At 58.3% G+C, this 7,320-nt stretch carries 3 protein-coding genes and 1 tRNA gene; all 4 read left to right on the plus strand.

Annotated features, from left to right (window positions below; translation table 11 throughout):
• A partial coding sequence (gene phoA / locus JHC79_RS14755; protein ID WP_296392072.1) for an alkaline phosphatase occupies window positions 1–1,449 on the plus strand: 1,449 nt, incomplete at its 5' end.
• A gap of 52 nt (window positions 1,450–1,501) precedes the next feature.
• Window positions 1,502–2,230, plus strand: a complete 729-nt coding sequence (locus JHC79_RS14760) for an SHOCT domain-containing protein (RefSeq protein ID WP_296392074.1) — start codon at window positions 1,502–1,504, stop codon at window positions 2,228–2,230.
• A gap of 100 nt (window positions 2,231–2,330) precedes the next feature.
• Window positions 2,331–2,404: transfer RNA gene (locus tag JHC79_RS14765), tRNA-Pro, on the plus strand.
• A gap of 653 nt (window positions 2,405–3,057) precedes the next feature.
• Window positions 3,058–6,843 carry a hypothetical protein gene (locus JHC79_RS14770; RefSeq protein WP_296392075.1) on the plus strand — a complete coding sequence of 1,262 codons (3,786 nt, stop codon included), beginning with the start codon at window positions 3,058–3,060 and terminating at the stop codon, window positions 6,841–6,843.
• Window positions 6,844–7,320: the final 477 nt, after the last annotated feature.

Below are 7,320 nucleotides of genomic sequence, written 5' to 3' on the forward strand. Positions count from 1 at the left end.
GCCGCATGTGGTTCCGACGACGGCGACAAGGGGTCGGACTCGGCGCTGCCGATGCTCACCCCCGCGGCCACCGGCTCCATCTCCGAGCACGGCGGTGCCCGCCGCTCGGGTGATGACCGGCGTCAGCTGATCGAGGACTCGATCCGCAGCACCGGCGCCAAGAACGTCATCCTGCTGATCGGCGACGGAATGGGCGACTCGGAGATCACCGTGGCGCGCAACTACGCCGAGGGCGCCGCAGGTGCCTTCCCGGGCATCGATGCTCTGCCGCTCACCGGGCAGTACACCCACTACTCGGTGGGCAAGGACGGAAAGCCCAGCTACGTCACTGATTCCGCGGCGAGCGGGTCGGCCTGGGCGACCGGCACCAAGACCTACAACGGCGCGATCTCGGTCGACATCAAGGGAGCGCCGCAGAAGACACTGCTGCAGAAGGCCAAGGAATCCGGCAAGGCGACCGGCGACATCAGCACGGCTGAGATCCAGGACGCGACCCCAGCGGTGCAGCTCGCGCACGTGAGCGCGCGCAAGTGCTACGGACCTGACGACACCACTGCGAAGTGCCCTGAGAACGCATTGGAGAAGGGTGGACTCGGATCCATCTCCGAGCAGATCCTCACCTCGCGCGCCGACATCGTGATGGGTGGTGGCGCCGAGAGCTTCCAGCAGGTCGCCAAGGCCGGTGACTACCGGGGTAAGACACTCGAGGTCCAGGCCAAGGAGCGTGGCTACAACATCGTCCGCACAGCCGACGACGTGAACAAACTCGACAAGGCAAACCAGGACGCACCGGTGCTCGGGCTCTTCGCCGACGGCAACATGCCGGTGCGCATGCAGGGCCCCGTCGCCACGAAGGGCGGCTACCTCGAGCCGGCCGCGACGTGCACCGACAACCCCGAGCGGGGCGCCGATGTCCCCAAGCTCGCCGACATGACGAAGAAGTCGATCGACCTGCTCAAGGGCAACGACAAGGGCTTCTTCCTCCAGGTGGAGGGCGCGTCGATCGACAAGCAGGACCATGCCGCGAACCCGTGCGGCCAGATCGGGGAGACCGTCGATCTCGACGACGCCACCCAGGTGGCGCTCGCCTACGCGAAGGAGTCCAAGGACACCCTGGTCATCGTCACGGCGGATCACGCCCACAGCAGCCAGGTCGTCGAGACCACGAGTGCCGAGGACGTCGCGGCCGCGGCGGAAGAGGCGAAGCTTCCCGAACAGGCTGTGCGTGAGGCGATCTACCCCGGACTCACTCGTGTGCTGACCACCAAGGACGGCGCTCCGATGACGGTGTCCTATGGCACCTCGGACAACCTCGACGCCTACGATCAGGGCCACACCGGATCCCAGCTGCGGATCGCGGCCTACGGTCCGAATGCCGCGGACGTGGTGGGCCTGACCGATCAGACCGACCTGTTCTTCACGGTGTCGAGGGCGCTGGACCTGAAGTAGGCAGACTTCCATGCGTCGATCCCGGAAGTCGCTCGACGCCTAGAATCGTCTGATGCGAACAACGGTCAGCCCGGAAGTCGAACGTGCCGTCGCCGAGGTCGCGCAGCGTCACGAGGTCTCGCATGACGCCGTTCTGGCCATGCTGCTGGCGGTGAGCAGGGGCGGCGGCACGATGGCCCAGTTCTCGATTCCTGAGCTCGGTGGATCGGGGCAGTGGATCCGCGGCGGGATGACCATGGTGGGCAACATGTTCGATCACGCGCTCAAGGCCCGTGTCGACGCGCTGTGCTCGGAGCTGTCGGAACTCGTGACTACTTCGGCTGTGTTCCCCGACGACAGCCAGGTTGGGGTACCGTCGTCCAGCTGGTGGCCCGGTGATCTCGGTGTCCCCAGTTCGTTCGGGGGCCAGAACGACGCGCGCTATGCGATCTTTCCCGCGACCCGACGTCTGGCCATCCAGGTGCAGGGCGTGACAAGGGTTTTCGACACCGGTGAGCACCATATCGGCGGTGTGGCGCAGCAGCAGGGTGTCGGGCCTGGGGCGGTCACCTTCACGAGTCAGCTGGGGACCTTCGATGTGTCCAGCCTCCCCGAGGTCGAGGGGGACGCGTCTCCGGAGGCGCCGGCGGCCGAGCCGCCGCCGGCGTCGTCCACGGGCGGCACGAGCGATTCCGAGGACATCCTGGCGACGATCGAGTCGCTGGCCGGCCTGCACCAGCGCGGCATCCTCACCGACGACGAGTTCACCGCCAAGAAGGCGGAGTTGCTCGCTCGTCTCTGACGCGCGGCGCCGGCCAGGCGATTGGCACTGAGGCAGGCCGGTCGGATAACCTGTTCAGGCTGCTCCTCACGGGGCGGCGATGCCTCTCACGGGGCAGCCACGGGCTGTGGCGCAGCTTGGTAGCGCACTTGACTGGGGGTCAAGTGGTCGCAGGTTCAAATCCTGTCAGCCCGACACACGGATAGCGCCCTGCGAAGCGCGGTACCGTCGGCGACTATTTCCACGATCGAGTACTTGGCGCTTTCCGCCTGCATACCTCTATCAAGTGAGCGCAAGTAGTCGGGATCGACCGTCATCGGTCAGTCCACGCTGCCGATCGAGGCCAGATCCGCGGCGATCGTCCAGCGGGTATCGAGAACGCCGAGGCGAGGACAGAGCGTCGTCGAACTAGTCCGTGATTTCGCGGACGTTCCGAGCGCCTCGGTAAACTGCTCATTGATGAGGTTACGTGTCATCGGATTGGGGTCTTCAATCCATCTGACCGCCTCAAGAGCAGGCTTTAACGGTACACTCCGGCTTGTCGGGCGGTCCGAGCCGCAACCGGACACAAGTTGCTGGCCTGTGGCGGGCGCTTCGGGTGGGACAACGGGACCAGAAGATGGTCCTGAACTTGAGAGGTAGTAACTTGCGTGGCTAGCCGCAATGATTTCATCAACCAGTTTACCTCCGATACTTCCGAGCAACTCCGGACGTTCGGCGATAGGATTGGTCGTGACGCGGACGTAGTCATTTCGATGGCCCGAAAAGCCACCTGCCTAATCGATTCGATGCGTCTATTGAAGTACGTGACCACCGATAAGCCAATATACTCAGACCGAATTCTAGACATGGATCTTGATTTCTTGAAGGGAAAAGTTGTCAATCTGGTTGACGACGTCGTAATTTCGGGAACCTCGATCAATGAAGCCTCACAGAAATTACTTTCAGCTGGAGCAGTCGTAATAACTGACGTAGTGGCTGTCGATGTCCACTCGTGGAATTCCGATCTGGTTAAACCCAGAGAGCCGTATGCCGCGTTAGATAATAGGTCTAGCATGGCATTCTGTGGCCAGATCGTAGCTGCAATAAGTATCGTTCCCCGTCCTTACAATATCGATTGGCCCACCACCACGGTTCGGCTTCCCAAATCATTTCGACCTCGAATCAATTCTGTATCCGGATTTACCGCCGCAGAAGTCACCAGCTCGTTGCAAGCACACTATGATATAGATTCCTACACATTTTCACCACAACCGTGGATAGTTCATAAGGTCGATGATGATCTTGGATGGCCGGCGTCACGGTTCTGTCAGCTGCAAAAGATCCGCGTCTATGTTTCATCACTTCCGGCTGGCCGGGACATCTCGATCCGCATAATTCCGTTGTTCAGTTTTTCCAGTTTGAGAGAATCTGAGATTCAGGATTTGTTTGAGGCGGCTCTGGCTAGCGCAGGGACGTACCAGGGAATGCTCACTCAAGGTTTCAAATCTGCGACGAGTCGGCTTCGAATGATACAGTTCATCGTGTCCGCCAAGTTCGGACAATTGTGGGTTGAGCGACTCCAAAAAAGTGTTGTACCGGAAGTTCGATGGGATATTCATAAAGATCAAGCGGATTACATTTTCACACCTGACGTCTCTCCGCTAGTTTGCGCGCTAGCCGGTCAAAGTGGACTTTTTGAGGGCGTACGAGTATTTAATTCGAAGAAGCCTGTCCCGCCTCAAATGCATAAACAAACTCTCAAAGTATCAAATACCCTATATCTGCAACAGCAACTTACCCGTCCATTTACAGAGCTGTATCGAAACAAGGAAGAAAGAGCTCGATCAATAGTCAAGGCGCATGGTAAGTCGGCGATAGACGACAAGCAATACCGCGCGTTAGTCAACCGCCTGAAAGTCGGATACTCAATCGACCAGCTGGTTGATCTCCTGCGGCGAGGCCACGGTTCAAATTTGGCTGTTGGCGATGCGCGTGAGTTTGTCTCATTGTGGCTCGATATTGCACTTGACGCCGGTGTTGCTGTCCCCATCACTGCCCAAGTGAATGGCAGTATCGTTCGAGCATTTCGCCATGGCGAGGATGTGCATTTTGGCGAAGCCGAGGAACACCTGTGCTGGGAAACATTGTCAGCGGTGCTGCGGGAGTCTGAAAATGATGTACTACCTCGGGTCGTAACCGAGAAGATCTTAGTAATTCTGCTCAGATACGGTGTCGCAAAATCATTCCTGCATCGCTGGGACGACCATCGGTTGGGCGCTCCCGACACGGTCGGAGTTCGCTTTTCCTTACATGGTGCAGTGGTGCGATCGGGCGCACGCGATCTGTTTGGCGAGGAGCAAGGCCGTTCCTTGACCTCCAGATTGTATGCGGCGGGAAGGTTAAAGCGTGGTCCGACTGCGCGTAATCGCAAGGCGGCATGGCTTTTGGGCGACGCGAGGTCAACGGACCATCTGCCCCTATCGGCCAACCAGATACGCGAGGCCAAAAAGCTCGGATTAGTACTTGGCCGTCGTCTGAGGCGCGGCGGGCAGGGGGATTTAGACGCTGTCGGCATGTTAACGCTGTTGGCGACCTGCGGTCCGCTGGCCGACCTTCCGGCTGCGCTCGCGGCCGAGGTAAAGCTAGTGCTGCTGGACGCCCCAGCTCTACTTTCTCGTGCTGAAAGCTTTCACGGCGAGCCCTACGCTTGTCTTATTGCGCTGGGCAAGATGAATGCCGCTACGGCAGCTAAAAGTGGTTGGTGGAAGTTCCGCCACGGTCAAGGCCAAGGTCGTGACGAATTACTCAAAGCATTGAAGGCGATAGGCGACGACGAAATTGCGGATGAGTTATGGCTTGATGTTGTCGAGGTTATTACCAATTCGCACTCGGGAACTGTAGATTCAGCCGTTGATACGCTAACTAAGCGTCTCGGACACTGGCTGATCGTCGCCGACATTGCGCTCCGTGGATTACGTCTGGTGTACGCTGCGCGAGCGCGCCAGCTGGGTCAAGGTGGAGTAACAAGCATGAAGGTCTCCCAATTATGTGAGCGGGCTCGAGAATTAGCAGAGAGAGCAAACGCCACGCTTAAGAACCCCGATCAAATCGTTTTTGTGACGAGCGTGGAGCGGGTAAGCAACAGTGAGCTGACAACCGATACGATTCAACAACTACACTCATCGTCGATCGCGATGCTAGCTCGGCTCAGACTTTCGGGACCCTCGATTATCGAGGAAACGCAAGCTCGGAGCCGCGGGCATGGAGGGCTTCGCAAATTGGTGGTCTTCAATTCGGCCATCCGTATAGAAACCCCCAGCACTGATCCATTCCCTGACTCGGACCTGATAGAGAGTATTCATAATGCGGTGGATAAGTACCGACGGGTGAGCCGTTCGGGTGTAGTGCTGAACATTTTACCTTCATCCGCGGAATCTCGGGGCTGGACTATCGCGTGTTCGAGTCGTGAAGCATCCCGACATCTTTCGCGGATATCTACATCAATTCTTGAGGACTGTCTGCCAGGCCTAGGCCTTCGAATCGCAATTTTGCCCGCGCTTCCACGAGACGAGATGCTCTATCATGGGGAAGGTTCGACCGAGTTTTACGGTGACGGTTTCTATAAGAGAATAAACGCGATTAGCTCTATTTTATCTGGTTACTTATCGCGAGATCCAATTTTAGTGGCGCTGGATCCGCAAAATCACGATCGTGCTGCCGACGTCCTTAGGTTATGCTTAGAGTCGAATAGCCCCGTGACCAGGGGTGCGGCTCTGCATGTCGAGCCGAGCATACACGCACCGAAAACTCTACCTGTAAACACATGGGCGGCTGCATACCTGCAGTCTTTGGGTTCTAAAGATGTAAAGGCGGAAACGATGCCAGTCGATCTCGGGATTATCACGGTTATCTCAACCGAGGCGCGTGCGGTCGCAGAAGTGCTCCGACGTCAACCTAGCTTTGGCCAAGTGCGCTCTGGATCAAAGCGATCGTATACGGTTGGCGAGTTAGTTTATGATCAACGATCTGTAACGGTGGCGTCGACGCGATGTGCGAAACGGACCCAAGCCGCCGCGTCTATAGCGTATTCGGATCTAGTGCGGGAGTACAATCCGAAAGTAATTGTACTTCTTGGAATAGCAGGATCCATTCACGCGGGTGTAGACCTGGGCGACGTGGTTATAGCAAATCAAGTTATCGAGTACGACAATCGTAAGGAACTCGACGCTGGCGTCAAGCGACGTGGGGACTCGGTTTCCGTTCCTGTTGAGATCTCTCGTGTACTCTCGGACTTTTTTGAAGATAAGGGCGAACCCGCGCATATTTCTAGGCCAAGCGGAGTATTTCGGTTGCACGAGGGACCCATCGGTACTGGTTCAGCCGTTGTTGGTTCGAAGTTGTCGGACATACCAGCCTGGCTGCAGGGGTACAACGATAAAACTATGGCCGTAGAGACTGAGGCCGGCGGTGTGACTGCGTCCTTCTATGAACGCGCCAGAGAAGATGGAGTGGTGGGGTTCCTTATTATCCGCGGAATATCAGATAAAGCGGACGAAGAAAAAGATGATAAATGGCATGAGATCGCTAGCGTTAACGCTACCGAAGCTCTTCGTGAGCTGATCCCCTATATATTGTCGATGTTGGACAGTTGACGGATGCGCGCCAACCCGGGCGTACTAAGTGGCAGGGCCAGGGTCCGGTTCTTCGGGCGCATTTGACGGTGCTTCGGCAGCTCCCGGTGTCAAAGTGATGGAGCGAACTTGAGCGGACCGGCTCGACAGCATCGTCGCTGCCACGAACAACATCAAAGCCCTTCGCGAGGCGCGCGACCGGACTGCAGGCCCAAGACGGCACCCCCTCTGTTCGTGAGCAGTCGCAAAGTCCCGGACGAACCCCGTTCCATACAACTGCCTCGGGCGGTGCCCTCGAGAAGGAATCCGACAGGTACAACGAGGCTGACCGGCCCTTAGGCCTGCTCTTCCGAACACCACCACGTGGTTCTCCCGCCGACCGTGCCGCGCTTCATCGGCGCTCCGCATCGTGGGCACGACGCGTCGGCGTGACGGAACGGGATGATCTCACCGGTGTGGACGCCGCCTTTTCGGATGGCCGCCCGCGTGCAGCGTCGC

Source organism: Williamsia sp. (genome assembly GCF_016462415.1).
Lineage (GTDB): Bacteria > Actinomycetota > Actinomycetes > Mycobacteriales > Mycobacteriaceae > Williamsia_A.